Raw genomic sequence first — 1,456 nt, forward strand, 5'->3', positions numbered from 1 at the left:
CCGGCGCAACGGGCGGGCAACTGATAAAGACCGGAACGGGCACGCTGAATTTGGCGGGCAACAACATTTACACCGGCAATACGACCGTCGACGCCGGCACGCTGCTGGTGAATGGTTCGATCGCCTCGTCGGCCCTGACCACGGTAAATGCCGGCGCCACGCTCGGCGGCACCGGCACGGTCGGCAACCTCACGATCGCGGGCGGCACGCTGGCGCCCGGCAATTCGATCGGCACCCTCTCGGTGCAAGGCAGCCTGGTTTTCACCGCAGCGGCGACGTACCTTATCGAAATCTCACCGACGAATTCGGACCTCACCAACGTCACCGGCAGCGCGACGCTCGGCGGCGCGACCGTTTCCGCTATCTACGCCAATGGCGCTTATGTGGCGCGGCGCTACACGATCGTGAACGCGGCCGGCGGCGTCAACGGCACCTTCGGCTCGGTGGTCAACACCAACCTGCCGGCCGGCTTCGTGAGCTCGCTGAGCTATGACGCCCAAAATGCCTATCTGGATCTCAATCTGACGTTCTCGCCTGGGTTCGCCAACGGCCTGAACGGCAACCAGACTGCTGTCGCCAACGCGCTCATCAACTCGTTCAATACCACCGGCGGCATTCCGCTGGTGTTCGGTACGCTGACGCCTGCAGGCCTGACCCAGGTATCGGGCGAAGCCGCTACCGGCACGCAGCAGACCACGTTCGACGCGATGGACAAGTTCATCAACGTAATGACCGATCCCTTCACGGGGACGCGCTCGGGCGGCGCGCCGCCGGCCGGCGCAACCGGTTATGCCGACGAGAACGAGGCGCTGGCCTATGCCGCGCGCAAGGGTCGCAACGCGGGCGAGCGGGAGGCCTATGCCAAGATGGTGACGAAGGCGCCGCCGCTGTCGTTCGAACGGCGCTGGAGCGTCTGGGGCGCAGGCTATGGCGGCTCGCAATCGACCGACGGCAACGCCGCCGTCGGTTCGAACTCCTACACCTCGCGCATCTATGGCGGCGCGGCCGGTCTGGACTATCGAATTGCGCCAAGCACGCTGGTCGGCTTTTCGCTCGGCGGCGCCGGCACCAAGTACGACCTCGTGAACGGCCTCGGCGGCGGCCGGTCGGAGATGTTCCAGGCCGGCGTCTACGGCCGGCACGATATCGGCGCGGCCTACCTCGCCGGCGCCCTCGCCTATGGCTGGCAGGACGTCACGACCGATCGCATCGCGCTGCTGAACAGCTACCGCGCCAAATTCGACGCCAATGCTCTCTCCGGCCGGCTCGAGGGCGGCTACCGCTATGCGTTCGGCACCAGCGGACTGACGCCCTACGCCGCGGGCCAGTTCACCACGCTGTGGTTGCCCAACTATACCGAACAGGTTGTCGCCGGCGTCAACACGTTCGCATTGTCCTACGCCGAGCGGAACGTTACCGCCCCGCGCACCGAGCTCGGACTTCGCGCGGACACCTC

General features: G+C 66.3%; 1 protein-coding gene. It reads left to right on the top strand.

The features are described 5' to 3' along the window. Positions 1-1,456 (top strand): autotransporter domain-containing protein (locus tag JQ609_RS34855; protein WP_212277148.1); only part of this gene is annotated, 1,456 nt, incomplete at both ends.

The organism is Bradyrhizobium sp. AUGA SZCCT0169 (genome assembly GCF_018130085.1).
In the GTDB taxonomy this organism is placed as follows: domain Bacteria; phylum Pseudomonadota; class Alphaproteobacteria; order Rhizobiales; family Xanthobacteraceae; genus Bradyrhizobium.